The sequence below is a fragment of the Tessaracoccus sp. MC1627 genome (assembly GCF_014164725.1).
Lineage (GTDB): Bacteria > Actinomycetota > Actinomycetes > Propionibacteriales > Propionibacteriaceae > Arachnia.
The window spans coordinates 227,182-240,137 of record NZ_JACJGA010000005.1 but is presented as its reverse complement, the minus strand read 5'-3'; the positions used below and the strand labels follow the sequence as shown (position 1 = coordinate 240,137).

General features: G+C 69.4%; 10 protein-coding genes. 3 read left to right on the top strand and 7 right to left on the bottom strand.

Annotated features, from left to right (window positions below):
* Nucleotides 1–346: 346 nt before the first annotated feature.
* Both H5399_RS12190 and H5399_RS12185 read left to right on the top strand, forming a co-directional pair.
* The gene (locus H5399_RS12190) at nt 347–1,483 is read left to right on the top strand and encodes an FCD domain-containing protein (protein WP_255422313.1); all 1,137 of its coding nucleotides are present in this window, start codon (nt 347–349) and stop codon (nt 1,481–1,483) included.
* Nucleotides 1,484–1,731: 248 nt separating this feature from the next.
* Nucleotides 1,732–3,249: a DUF1593 domain-containing protein gene (locus tag H5399_RS12185; RefSeq protein WP_182783311.1), complete on the top strand. Its 1,518-nt coding sequence runs from the start codon at nt 1,732–1,734 to the stop codon at nt 3,247–3,249.
* Nucleotides 3,250–3,266: 17 nt separating this feature from the next.
* On the opposite strand, the gene H5399_RS12180 is transcribed toward H5399_RS12185, so the two are convergent.
* Together H5399_RS12180 and H5399_RS12175 are read right to left on the bottom strand one after the other, a co-directional pair.
* Complete coding sequence (locus H5399_RS12180; RefSeq protein ID WP_182783310.1) at nt 3,267–3,839, bottom strand: TetR/AcrR family transcriptional regulator; 573 nt, start codon at nt 3,837–3,839, stop codon at nt 3,267–3,269.
* A gap of 4 nt (nt 3,840–3,843) precedes the next feature.
* Nucleotides 3,844–4,641, bottom strand: coding sequence for a CPBP family intramembrane glutamic endopeptidase (locus H5399_RS12175; RefSeq protein ID WP_182783309.1), 798 nt, complete (start codon nt 4,639–4,641; stop codon nt 3,844–3,846).
* A gap of 182 nt (nt 4,642–4,823) precedes the next feature.
* Between H5399_RS12175 and H5399_RS12170 the strand changes: the two genes are divergently transcribed.
* Nucleotides 4,824–6,005 (top strand): MFS transporter, encoded by a 1,182-nt coding sequence (locus tag H5399_RS12170; protein ID WP_182783308.1) that lies wholly within the window; start codon nt 4,824–4,826, stop codon nt 6,003–6,005.
* 242 nt (nt 6,006–6,247) lie between these two features.
* Here H5399_RS12170 and H5399_RS12165 read toward each other — a convergent pair whose 3' ends face one another.
* The 5 genes from H5399_RS12165 to H5399_RS12145 form a co-directional block, all read right to left on the bottom strand.
* A complete protein-coding gene (locus H5399_RS12165; RefSeq protein WP_182783307.1) occupies nt 6,248–7,573 on the bottom strand; it encodes a serine hydrolase in 1,326 nt (441 codons plus the stop codon).
* Nucleotides 7,574–7,755: 182 nt separating this feature from the next.
* Nucleotides 7,756–9,384, bottom strand: a complete 1,629-nt coding sequence (locus tag H5399_RS12160) for a hypothetical protein (protein ID WP_255422284.1) — start codon at nt 9,382–9,384, stop codon at nt 7,756–7,758.
* Nucleotides 9,385–9,548: 164 nt separating this feature from the next.
* Nucleotides 9,549–10,940: a sugar ABC transporter substrate-binding protein gene (locus tag H5399_RS12155; RefSeq protein ID WP_182783306.1), complete on the bottom strand. Its 1,392-nt coding sequence runs from the start codon at nt 10,938–10,940 to the stop codon at nt 9,549–9,551.
* Between the two features lie 63 nt (nt 10,941–11,003).
* Entirely contained in the window at nt 11,004–11,927 is a 924-nt protein-coding gene (locus H5399_RS12150; protein ID WP_182783305.1) for a carbohydrate ABC transporter permease, read from the bottom strand.
* Between the two features lie 12 nt (nt 11,928–11,939).
* The gene (locus tag H5399_RS12145) at nt 11,940–12,851 is read right to left on the bottom strand and encodes a carbohydrate ABC transporter permease (protein ID WP_370585765.1); all 912 of its coding nucleotides are present in this window, start codon (nt 12,849–12,851) and stop codon (nt 11,940–11,942) included.
* Nucleotides 12,852–12,956 lie beyond the last annotated feature (105 nt).

Sequence of the window (12,956 nt, the reverse complement as noted above, 5' to 3'; positions counted from 1 at the left end):
CTACGAGGAGCGGGCTGAACGCGCGGTGGGCTTATCCGTGGCTCAGGACGCTGCTTTGGGCTCCCCACCTCTGCAACTTGCTATCCAGAGGGCGGCAAGTGTGTATATACGCAGAAGGCGCGCTCTACGTAGCAGGATGCAGAGCCCCCGTGGCCGGGGACCCAGTTCCTCACCCACCACCGACCGCCCGCTTCCCAGCACCGGTTCATCGCGGACTGCCGTCAGACGGCAAGTTGACCAGTGCCCGACAGCCTCAAGGAAGCGTTATCGAACTGTGACCAAGATTGGTCCCGATGGGGCGCCCCGGGGGCCGTTTCTGTCAGTGGGGGACGATGTAATAGTGCGTATGAACGACGCGGGGGTGTGGGAGCTTGAGCAGCAGTTCATGGCTGCCGCCTGGGATTCCGCCCGCGCCGCCACAGCCGCCGGCCCGGAGAGCGTCAGCGGTTTCCTCGAGGCCCTGGCCCAGACCGAAGCACACCTGGCCGGGCTCCGGCTGGCCGTCCTGGACCAGGCCCGCTTCATGCCCGAGGCCACCAAGGTCCTCGACGCCGTCACCTCATCCACCCGTCACACCCCCACGCAGGCCAAGGCCACGATCCGGCTCGCCGCGGACCTCTCCGAACGGTTCCGCCTGATCCTGAACGCCCTGCAGGCCGGGCTGATCTCCCCCGCACAGGCCGAAGCGATCACCGACGGGCTGCGCCGACTGCCCGCCCGGCTGAGCCCCGCGGAGCTCGAGCAATGCCAGACGGAGATCCTGTCGTGGGTCGACGAACTGGGCCCCTCCGAGCTGCGGACCCTCGCTTCGCGGATGGCAGAGATCATCGACCCAGACCGCGCCGACGCCGACGAGGCCAAGCGCCTCGCGCGGGAGGAGCGCGCCGCGCACCGGAACAGGTTCCTGCGCCTCGCCCCGGACCACCACGGCTCGATGCGGATCACGGGCGCCCTGGACATCCTTGAGGTGCGCCACGGGACGGGCACCTTCGTCGGGCAGATGTCGCTGCGGCCGCTGGTCGAGGGATTGGCGTTCCGGGGCGTGGTGCTGCCGGGCCAGGATTTCGAGTCCCTACGGCAGATCGTCGAGGTGCGCAGCGGACTGGACCACACGCTGGCTCCGACGGTGGTCGAGCACATGGACGACGACGCTGCCGTTGAGCTGAGCCGGCTGTGTGACGCGATGGCTGAACACAGCAGGCTCAGCGAACCATTCGCCGCTGAGGATCGCGCCTTCCACCTCACGCTGGCCTCGATGCTGAACAACGAGCTCTACGCGGAGCTGGTGGGGGCCTTCTGGGACGTGCACACGCGTCTGGGCCCCCGCCTGGGCGTTCCGACGCCGCGAGACATCGCGGACACGGTGGCGGCCCACCGGGCAATGCTGGACGCCGCCGTCGCCCGGGACCTGCCGGCCTATCGGGCCGCCATCGAGAACCACTACGCCCCTCTCTTGAGGGTTCTGGGCTCCGCCCACACCTGACGACTCGGCCGCTCCCACCGTCAGCGCCTGTAATTGGCTTCCGACCATCTGCAACCTGCTATCCATAGCGCGGCTTCTGTGTATATGCGCAGAAGCCGCGCCATGGATAGCAAGTTGCAGGTCGGGGGCATCCATCCCACCCCGATTCCGGGCTGGTTGCGCCCGAAAGCCGTGGATCGGCGCACGCACCCCCTGAATCAGGGCCTGCTCTGCATACCTATTCGATACCGCAGTGTTATGCTGTCGCTGTGCAGCACATCCCAGCCCCGCAGTCGGTCCCGCCAGCCTCGCGTCCCCGGACGATCATCACCACAGACAGCGAAGCCGACGACATCAACTCGTTCCTGCGGCTCCTCTACTACGCCAACGAGCTGGACATCGTCGGACTGATCTACAACTCGTCGGTCCACCACTGGCAGGGCGACGGCCTCCACACCCTCCGCGAGGCGCAGGAGGCGGGGGTGCTCACCAGCTTCATGGGCGAGACCGCCGGCAGCGAGGCCCGCTCCGACGATGCCCTGACCTGGCGCTGGGAGCCTATGGGCTGGATGGAGCGGATCATCCTCGAGGACTACGCCCAGATCTACCCGAACCTTCTGCGGCACGACCAGTCGTACCCCTCCCCCGCCGACCTCTGGGCCACCGTCGCGGTCGGCAACATCGCTTTCGAGAGCGACTTCAGCGCCGACACCGAGGGGTCCAACCTGATCAAGGCGGCCCTCCTCGACGACGACCCGCGCCCGCTCTACCTGCAGGTCTGGGGCGGGACCAACACGATCGCCCGCGCACTGCTCAGCATCGAACTCGAGCACATCGACTCAAGCGACTGGGCGGAGATCCGCGCGGCCGTCGTCCGCAAGGCGGTCATCCTCAGCATCGGCCAGCAGGACACCGCCTACGCCGACTACATCGCCGAGGCGTGGCCCGACATCCCGCTGCTCGACTTCGACGGAGCCTTCGGCGGGTTCACGTCGTTCTCCCGCAGGTTCGCCTCCCCCGAGGTCCTGCCCTACTACCAGGCCTCGTTCTGGGCGCCCAACATCAAGTACGGCCACGGCCCGGTGCTCGCCCACTACGGGCTGATCGGCGACGGCACCTACTTCGAGGGCGAGGGCGACAACCCCGGCTGGCAGCCCGGCATGGCCAAGGACCCGTCGCGTTTCAAGATGTTCGACCTCATCGGCGGTTTCGAGCGGCTGGACTGGACCGGCGAGGGCGACACCCCTGCTTTCATGGGCCTCATCCCCACCGGCCTGCGCTTCGTCGAAGATCCGAGCCTGGGCGGTTGGGGCGGCCGGCTCGTGGCCACAGAGGCGAACCCGCACACCTTCGTCGCCGGGGAGGACCACAATCCCCACGCCGGGCTCGACCAGCGTCTCCACACGGTCGCCCGCTGGACTGCCGCTTTTCAGAACGACTTCGCGGCGCGCGCCGACTGGGGCATCACGCCGGACTACCGCGGAGCAAACCACGCGCCCGTGGTGTCGGGCCCGGCCGATGTGACCCTCGCCCCGGGCGGATCGGCGACCCTGGTCGCCACGGCCAGCGACCCCGACGGGGACGCGCTCTCGGTGAGGTGGTGGGTCTACGCGGAGGCCGGCACGCTGAGCGACGAGCCGACGCTGGAGTCAGACGGCTTCGAGGCGACGATCACCCTCCCGTCGACGGCGCAGCCGGGTCAGCGCGCGGTGGTCGTGATCGAGGTCACCGACGACGGCACCCCCGCTCTCACGAGGTACGCCCAAGTGGTGGTCACCGTCGGCTGAGCGTCCCTCCCGGCGACTCAGCTGAGCAGCCCGTCGACGACCCACTCGCACTGCCGTCGGACCTCATCCTCGGGCGCCGGGTCGTACAGCAGCTGGCTTGACATCCCCTGCATGAACGCCAGCACCCCCCACCCGACGGCGTCCGCGTCCACCCACCCCGGCACCTCCCCCTCTGCCCGGGCCCGGTTCACCAGCCCGGCGATCGCAGCCCTCAATTCCCGGTCCGACGACGCCACCGCGTCGGCGATGGCGGGGTCGAAGGCGGCCCGCTCGGCGAACGCGGCACCCTGCAACTCGGCGGCACGACGGGGCCCGTCGAGGGGCAGAACCGCGACCATGAGGTCCACCAGCCAGCCGCTCAGCGTCGGCCTCCCGGGCTCGGACAGGACAGGGGCGGACGCCGTCGCCCGCAGCCGCGCGAACATCGCGCGCAGCATCTCGTCCTTGGTGGGGAACGCCTTCTGCACCGCCCCCACCGACATCCCCGCCTCCGCCGCGACCGTCCGGAAGCTCACCGCCGCCATGCCCTCGCGCACCAGCATCCGCAGGGCGGCGTCGGCGAACTCGGTCTGTCGCGGAGTCAGCTGCACCGGGTCAGCCTGCCACCGCGACACGCGGCCCGTCCACAGGGAGCGCCCGCCATAGCCAGGCAGCGTAGGCGGTCAGAATCACGACGATCACCGTCAGCCCCACCAACCCGCGGTCGGTGAAGTCGTCGACGACGGTGAACGCCACCGCGTCGTAGACCACGTGCCACACGATTCCGACCCACAGGCTGCCGGTCAGCGCGACGACCTCGGCCAGCACGAAGCCGACCAGGCAGGCGAACGCGAACTGCGCCAGCAGGTGGGGCAGAGGTTGACCGGTGAAGACGTTGGTCAGATGCAGGGCACCGAAGATCGCCGAGGACGCGATGATGGAGCGGCGCGCACCGAGCTGGCGGAGGGCGGCCAGAAGCAGGCCGCGGAACCAGATCTCCTCGTTGAAGCCGACGGCGACCGCCAGCAGGGTTGAGGCGGCGAGTGTCGCGGGGACCAGCCGGATGTCAGAGGTGGCGATCACGATCACCACCACGGCAATCAGCGGGAGAGCCCAGAAGACCCGGTTCACGCCCTCGGGCCGACGGAAGCCGTAGTCAGCCATCGGCGGACGGGACCGCCACATCACCAGCAACCCCAGAATGGCGGAGAGTCCGACGAACGCGGCCGGGACGATCAGAGCTGTCGCGCCGTCCAGCCCCCGCGCGTCGACGATCCCCATGCCGAACGCCGTCAGCAGCACCCCTCCCAGCCCGACGGCGGCAGCGACCCGCCACGGGTGGCGGGTGTCCCAGGTGGCCAGCGGGCGGGCCGTGGCGGCGGGATCGGTTCTGGGTGCGAGATGGATGGACACGAGGCCTCCTGGAATACGAATGTATTCAGGATACGCCCGTATTCCGTTGCGTCAAGCCCGAGGCCGAGTCCCCGGCCCCCGGCCCCCGGGGGGTCGAGCACATCTCCTTCGAAGTCGCGGACCATCGCGTCGGCTACTTGGCGGACCGGGCGGCCAACGTCCCGACGCGGGAGGATGGGCGCATGGACGCCCTGCTGGCCACCGCCACCCCTCGCACCTGGCGGCGGGTGGCGCTGGCCATGCTGGCCGCGGGCTGGGGCGCCAACCAGTTCGCGCCGATGCTGCTTGTCTACCGGGACGAGCGAGGGCTGTCCGAGCAACTGGTGACGGGCATGTTCGCCGCGTACGTCGGGGGCCTCGTGCCCGCCCTGCTCGCCGCTGCGTGGATGTCGCAGCACCAGGGCAAGCGCCTGATGGTGCGGATCTCCTCGGTGCTGATGCTGCTGGGCAGCGCCCTGTTGCTGCTCGGCGCCGACTCCCCCGGGCTGCTGTTCGCCGGGCGCATCGCGTCCGGGATCGGGGTCGGGTTCGTCATGGCGCCCGGCACGGCGTGGGTGAAGGAGCTGTCCGCCGGGCTGCCGCTGGGGACGGGCGCCCGCCGTTCCACGGTGGCGTTGACGGCCGGCTTCGCGATCGGACCCATGGTCGCCGGCCTCCTCGCGCAGTGGTTCCCGGCACCGCTCCAGCTCGCCTACGCGGTGCACCTGATCGTGCAGGCCGTCGCCGCGGCCATCGTCTGGAACGCGCCCGAGCTCGACACGTCCGACCAGCCCACCCCAACGGTCGCGGCCGCCGCGCGGCACTTGATGCACGGCTGGTTCTGGAAGCTGATCGTGCCCTCCGCGCCCTGGGTGTTCGGGGCCGCGACGGTCGCCTTCGCCGTGACCCCAGCCCTAGTGGGCCCTGTCCCTGGCCTGCCCCGCGTGGCCGCCGCGGGCCTGACCGCAGGACTCACCCTCGGCACCAGCGTGATGGTGCAGCCGTCGGTCCGACGCTACGCCCACCATGACCCGGGCCGGACGCCACCGCTGGGCATGGCCGTGCTGACCCTCGGCATGATGGTCGCGACCGCCGCCGCGTTGTTCCCCCACCCCCTGTGGCTGGTTCCCGCCGCGGTGGTGTTGGGGGCGGCGCACGGCCTCCTCATGGTCGGCAGCATCACGATCGTCGAGCACCACACGCCGCCGCACCTGATGGCCCCGACGACCGCCGTGGTTTACAGCCTCACCTACATCGGATTTCTCGCGCCCTACGCAGTCAGCACCGCGTCGCTGTTGATCCCCGCGTGGACGTTCCTCGCCGCGGGCGTCGGCGTCGCGGTCCTGACGACGGCCTGGCTCTGGTTCGAGCGCAGGGACGCCTGAAGCCCCCCGGGGGATCCCACACGGATGGGCCCAGTCCACACTCGGACGCATGACAACCGGAGGTTCGATGTCTTCGTTCCGGAACCTCCGGCGCGGCGAGTCAGGCTTCAGCGAGTGCACCCTCCGCAGCAAGGTCTGTGGTGCCCGGACCCAGCGGAGACGGGTCCCTAGTGGTGGCAGCCACGCTGAAGGCAGGGTGGGGTGGGTGTCAGTCCTGGCACGTTTCCGCGCTTCGCGCCCGATCACCCCAGCCGCGACACCAACTCCGCCACCAGTGCGCCCACCCGAAGATCCTCCCCCGCGACATCCGGGCTGAACCCCAACCGCACCACCACCAGGCCAGCCGACGGCACCACGTACATCCGCTGCCCGTCGTGTCCCGTCGCCCAGTAGGCATCAGCCGGGAGCGAACCATCGACGAGCGACCCGTCGGGCAGCTGATTGACCCACCATCCGGCCGCGTACCCCACCTCCTCGCTCTCGGCGACCTCCGTCACCGTCGTGGACGCCGCCATCCACCCCTCCGGCAGCAGCCGGCCCCCCTCCCACACACCGTCCTGCAGCGCGAACTGCCCCATGCTCGCCCAGTCGCGGGGGGTCGCCCAGAGGTAGGAGCTGCACACCGGCGTACCGGTCGCGTCGGCCTCCCACACCGCCGACGACAACCCCAGCGGCACCAGCAGCCCCCGTCGGGGCAGGTCGGCGTCGACCCCGGCCCGCTCGGTCAGCACCGCGCACAGCAGGTTCGTGCCGCCACTCGAATACTGCTGGTAGTCGCCCGGGGTGTGGGCCAGCGGCAGCCCCGCGACATAGTCCGCCATGTCCTCTTCCAGGTACAGCATCCGGGTGATGGGTGTGCCGAGATCGTAGGTCTCGTCCCACTGCAGTCCGCTCGTCCCGCGCATCAGGTCGTCGACGGTGATGTCGCGGCGGGCGTCGGTCCACTCCGGTCGCAGCGCGTCGTCGTCGACGGCGACCCTGTCGTTGGCCACCATCACCCCGGTCAACAGGTTGGCCACGCTCTTGGCCATCGACCAGCCGAGCTGCGGGGTCTGCGCGGTGAAGCCGTCGGCGTAGCGCTCGGCCACGAGTTGCCCGTCGTGGAGGACGACGACAGCGCGGGTGCCCAGGTCGTCGCGGGCGGCGGCGTCGAGGTCGTCACCGAACGCCAGGCCGACGGCGGCGTCGAGCTCCGCGGAGGGGGCGGGCGCGGGCGCCGAGGTGAGTGCGTTGGGGCTGGCGGGTGTGGGGTCGCCGAGGTCTGGGGCGCGGTCGGCGAGGGTGCAGCCGAAGCCGGTGGAGTACCAGGCCCGCTGCCCGGCGATCGCTCCCAGGACGGAGGTGCGGGCGCCGTCGTCGGTGGTGCTGGTGCGCAGGTAGGGAACGAGTGGGTTGGGTGGGAGGTCGTCGCTGGCGGGTCGGTCCGCGATCCGTGTGAGCGCGCACGCGTTGTGGGCGGCGTAGCCGGTGCCGGTGAGGAGGAGCGGGCGCGCGTACCAGTAGCCGGCGGCGCCGGCGATGACCGCGAGTGCGACGAAGGCCAGCAGGATCCGGATCACCCAACGCATGCCCCGAACCTACCAATCCGCACGATGTGGTGGCGCAAGGTGGCCCACCTCCGCAGGCTGAGGCGGGCGAAGCGGCCGCCCTGACAGCCAGCCGAGCGGCCACGAAGTCACCTGGATTCCTCAGAAATCACACCGGCCATGCTGCGTTCTTGACGATGGCGAGGAGCGCCGCTGTTCACGCCTCAGCCCGCGGTGTCCTCAGCGGCGGGCGGGGCGGCGTCCCCCGTTGCGTCGAAGGGGTCCGACCCCTCGTCGGCCATCCACTCGTAGCGCACCGTCTCACTGCCCGATCGCCATAGCGACGGGGTCGACGTGTGCAGCCAGTCGAGCGGCTCCACTCCCCCGGGCGCCCCGCCGTCGAGCGCCAGCCGCAGCGCCGCCGACAGGTCGGCGTCCACCGCATCAGTCCTTGTCACAGGGTCCACCGAGACGAACAGCGCCGTCCCAGACCGTGCGATCAGGTCCAGGAACTGGCGGTTCTTCCCCCAGTCCGTCCCGGGCGTGCTGGGCACGCAGTCCGCGTCGACCGTGAAGAACCGCCCGTGCTGGGCCGCCCGAAACGCCAGGGTGTTGACCCCCACGCGCCGGGTCCGCTCCCACACCAGACCGGAGGTGTCGTCGCCGGTGCGCTGCGCCTCGACGAGGCCGGCCGCCAGGTGCCCGACCACGTTGCAGCCCAGCACCACCCCGCCGTCGCCCGCCGCGACCCTGATCGCCCGGTAGAAGTCCACCAGCACCTCGGCGGTGGTCCGGGTCCGGTCGTGCACGTGGACGCCGTCGGCGATGGGTCGCGGGCCCATCGTCGGGCCCCACTGGCCGAGCGCCTCGAAGGTGGAGAAGTCGTGCTTGATCAGCTCGAAGCCCCAGCCGCGGATCCGACGCACGTCATCGGCGACGCGCTCGAGGGTCGCGGGGTGGCTGGGGTCCAGCGCCCAGCCGCCCTCCCACGGACGCAGCCCGCCGGCCTCGGGCTGCCAGCGGTGCTGCAGCGGCCGGAACCAGATCCCGGGCCGCACGCCCTCTGCCGCGATCCTCGCCGCCACCTCCGCCATGTCCGGGAACTCGATCGCGCGGCCCACGTCCCACGGGCCGCCGGAGGCCGGCAGTCCGTCGGCGGTGCCGTCGAGGCTCCACCCGTCGTCGACGACGCCGAAGGGTCGGACGGGATGGTCGCCGACGAGCTCGGCGACGGTCCTCGCGTCGCGCACCACCGCGTCGGCGTCGAACCCGCGACCGTAGGCGTAGTACCAGTTGTTGGCGCCGACGAGGGGTCCGGAAGGGCGAGGGTCGCGGCAGAGTGCCGAGGCCAGCTCGCCCTGGGTCGCGAAGGCGGGCCCACCGTCGACGAAGCGGACGACGGCGGCGGTCAGCTCGCGGTCCCCGAGCTCGACGGGGTCCGAGCCGGCGCGGAGGTCGAGCCAGAGCGACACCCCGGCGTCGTCCACCGTCCAGAACGCGAACGATCCCGCGCGGACGTCGACGCCCGCGCCCCAGGTGGTGGCGGCCGACGGTGAGTGGATCAGCACCATCCATGGATGGACGGCCTCGGCGCGGAGCGGCTGCCAGCAGGCGTCGCCGTAGCTGCGCTCCCACTCGTCACCGAGGACCAGCGCGTCGGATGGCACCGGGCGGCGCCAGCGGAGATGGACCCGGCTCAGCACCACGCCGGTCGCGACGGAGACGTTGACGGCAAGTCCCCCGCCGTCAGGACGCAGGTCGACGACGGCGGCCTCGGACGGGCTGCGCCAAGCGCCGCGGGGCCCCCGCTGGACCCGGATCAGGTCGGGCGTCGGGACGCTCAGAGTTGCCATGACTTCTCCTGTGGGGTGGGGTGGTTTGAGCAAATGGCAGGGGTCGCGGAGTCCCCCACGCGTGACCTGAGCGTGGGCCTCACCGCGACCCCTGCCATTTGCTCAACTCGGACCAGACGAAGGGGCCGGGCGGTCACCCGCCCGGCCCCTCGTCAATCAGTAGATCAGCCGTTGAACAGGGCGTTGACCTGCTCGTTTGCCGCATCCAGGGAGTCGGCGTCGGCCGCACCGGTGAACACCGCGTCGACCGCCGGCTGCATGATGCCGGTGATCTGCGAGGCGTAGTCGGTGATCGGGAACAGGAAGGTGGTGCCCTCGTTCACGTGCACCAGGAACGGCTCCACGTCGATCCCACGATCCGCGAAGGCAGCCTGCGCCTTCTCGGTGGCCGACGGGATGGCCGGGAAGACGACGCCGGCCTCGCCGACGATGTCCTGGCAGGCAGCCGAGCCGAGGTACTCAACCCACTTGATGGCCGCGGCCTTGTTGTCCGAGCCGGCCCACACGGAGTCAGCCAGGCCGTTGTACATGGAGGCGCGCTCACCGGAGGGGCCGGTGGGGGTGGGGGCCAGGCCGGTCTCGATGCCGGTGTAGCCGAACATCTGGTTGATCATCCACGAGCCGTTGGTGATCATGGCGTACTTGCCGGCGCCGAAGATGTCGCCGGAGCTCTGACCGGTGACGGCCTCGACGGTGGGCATGTAGCCCTTCTCGGCCAGCGAGGCCATCCAGGAGATGGTGTCCTTGAACTCGGCGGCGTCGTAGTTGTACTTGGTGCCCCAGGGGTTCTTGTCGGTCATGGTCCAGTCCGTGGTGCCGGTGTACATGCTCCACTGCGTCTGGCCGTTGCCGCCGCCCGAGCCTCCGTCGAGGCCGAGGCCGTACACCGCGACCCTATCCTTGTCGAAGCCGGGCTCGTCGCCGCGAACACCGTTGGTGTCGATGGTGAGGTGGGCGATCATCTCCTCGTAGGTGCCGCCGTCCTCAGGGTTCCATTCGAGGGTGGCCAACTCGGCCTCGTCGACGCCGGCGTCGGCGATGAGGGCCTTGTTGTAGAAGATGGCGACGGTGTCGAAGTCCTTCGGCAGGCCGTAGCGCTCGCCGTCCTGGCCCACCCAGAGGTCCGCGAGGCCCTCCTGGTAGCCGTCGACATCCACGCCGTCGGCCTCGAGGGTGGCAGTCAGGGACTGCAGCTGGCCCTGGGTGACGAACTCCGGGTACCGCGACAGGTGGTTGGTGAACACGTCCGGGGCGGTGCCGGCCACGAAGCCGTTGGTGATGCCGGACCAGTAATCGTCCCAGGCGTACTGGGTGATGGTGACGGTGACGCCGGACTCAGCGGCGAAGTCGGCGGCGCACTGCTCGTAGGCGGGCTTCTGGTTGTTGTCCCAGAGCCAGTAGTCGATCTCGCCGGAGGCGGCGCTGGTGTCGATGGCCTCGCCGCCGCCGGTGGTGGCGGTGGGCTCGGTGTCGCCGCCACAAGCGGTCAGCGACAGGGACAGGGCGGTGACTGCCGCGAGGGCGGTGCCGGCCTTGCGGAGGGTGAACTTCGGCATTGCTGTTCCTTTCGGGAAGGGGTGGGGAGAGAGGGCGGACGGAGGGAGGGTGACTACCGCGGGCTACTTGCTGCCCGAGTAGCCGATCGAATCGATGATCTTGCGGGCGAACATGAAGAACAGGATGAGGACGGGGACCGCTGCCACGAGGGTGGCGGCCATGAGGCCGGCCCAGTCCGGCGAGCCGGCGGGGGTCTGAGACCTGAACACGCCGAGCGCGACGGTGAGCACCTTGGTGCCCTCTGAGTTGCCCACCAGAAGCGGCCAGAAGTAGTCGTTCCAGGTGGTGATGAAGGTGAGGATCCCCAGGGTGGTGATGGGCGCGGTGCTCATCGGCAGGATGATCTTGAAGAACGTGCGCCAGGGCCCTGCCCCGTCGAGCGAGGCAGACTCCTCGATCTCCCGGTTGATGCCCAGGAAGAACTGGCGCAGGAAGAAGATGGCGAACGGAGTCATGAGGAACGTCGGCAGGATCATGCCCGGGAAGGTGTTGAGCAGGCCGAGGTTCTTGATCAGCAGGAAGTTGGGGAGGCTGGTGAAGATCGGCGGCACCAGCAGTGCGCCGAGGAAGATGCCGAACACGAGGTTGCGTCCGGGCCAGCGGAGGCGAGCGAAGGCGTAGGCGGCCATCGCGGAGAAGAACACCTGGCCGAGCGTCACCGCACCGGCGTAGATGACCGAGTTGCGCAGGTAGAGCCAGAAGTTCACCGACGCGCCGGAGCCGCCCTCGGCGATGGCCTCCTCTTGGGTGGCGAGCCCGAGCACGCGCTCGAAGGCGCCGAACGTGAAGTCGACGGGTAGCAGGGACGACGGGTCCGACGACAGCGACCGGCTGGTCGACAGTGCGGTGCGCAGCATCCAGTAGAACGGGAAGAGCGAGAGGATCAGGAAGGCGATCATCACCGCCCAGGCGAGGATCCGCCCAGCGCTCATCTTGTTGCGTTTCCTCACCGGTGCGTCGGTGGTGGTGTCAGCGTGATTGGCCATGATGGGACTCCTTTACGCCAGGTCCGACTCGCCGGCACGCAACATCCGCAGTTGGATGGCAGCCAGGACGGCGAGGATGATGAAGAGGATGACGGCCAGGGCGCTGCCGTAGCCGAACTGACCTTCACCGAAGGCCTTCTGGTAGATGTAGTACTGCATCACGCGGGTGACGTTGACGGGTCCGCCGCGAGTGGTCACTGCCACGGTGTCGAACACCTGGAACGAGCCGGTGACCGTGATGACCAGGATCATCGCGAGCACGGGGCGAAGCAGCGGCAGCGTCATCTTCCAGAACGACGTCCACTCGGAGGCGCCGTCGATGGAGGCGGCCTCGTAGATGTACTTCGGGATGGTCTGCAGGCCGGCGAACACCAGCAGAGCGGTGTAGCCCATGTGCCGCCACACGTTGACGAAGGCGATGGTGGGGATGGCCCACGCCTCGTCGGCGAAGAAAGCGATCCGGGAGGCGCCCATCCACTCGATGATCTGGTTGAACAGGCCGATCTGGTAGTCCAGCAGCCAGAACCACAGCATGGCGGCGATGACGTTGGAGATCAGCCACGGCAGCAGGAGCGCACCGCGCAGCGCGATGGACTTGGTCAGCCGCTGCATCATCACGGCCAGCATGATCGCGATGACCGTCTGGAAGCCGATGTTGAGCAGCACGTAGCCGATGGTCACCCACATGGCGTTCCAGAACAGCGGATCAACCGCGATCTTCTCGAAGTTCTCGGTGCCGATCCAGGTGGGGGTGCCCAGGATGTTGTACTGCGTGAAGCTGAAGTAGACACCGCGGATGGCCGGCACGAGGTAGAAAACCACGAAGCCGACGGCGGCGGGGGCGATGAACATCAGCGCAGTGCGGAGGTCGCTCTTGCGCTTACGGTTCGTGTCGAGGCTGTGCTCGAGTGTTCGTGTACTCACCACGTTCCCCTCTTTGGGACTGCCCCGGCATCTCTGACGGGGGGTGTGCGGGTTTGCATGATGAAATCTACACGCGTCACATCGGTAGAGCAAGACCCTGTTACA